Source organism: Streptomyces sp. GbtcB6 (assembly GCF_019091475.1).
GTDB lineage: Bacteria > Actinomycetota > Actinomycetes > Streptomycetales > Streptomycetaceae > Streptomyces > Streptomyces hyaluromycini.
This window is the reverse complement of the sequence record NZ_JAGXJL010000529.1, coordinates 1-230: the sequence shown is the minus strand read 5'-3', so window position 1 is coordinate 230 and position 230 is coordinate 1. Positions and strand designations below refer to the sequence as shown.

Here is a 230-nt window from a genome sequence, read left to right as displayed (position 1 = left end):
GCACTCGGCGAGCACGGCCTCGGGCCTGAGCGGCGTCCGTGCGGGGTCGGCCGGGGCGACCAGGGTGGGCACGTCCGCCCCCGCCAGCACCGCGCGCCATGCGGTCCGCGCCGCCTCCCGGTCCTGACGGCCCAGCCAGGCCAGGTAGTCGCCGTAGGAGCGAACCGGGGGCAGTGCCCCGACGTCGCCTCCGGCCCGGTACACCGTCGACAGTTCGTCCACCAGGATGG

At 77.0% G+C, this 230-nt stretch carries 1 protein-coding gene; it reads right to left on the bottom strand.

The window, feature by feature from the left end:
* On the bottom strand, positions 1 to 230 hold a 230-nt coding region (locus KVT45_RS55875), incomplete at both ends, for a hypothetical protein (RefSeq protein ID WP_217562810.1).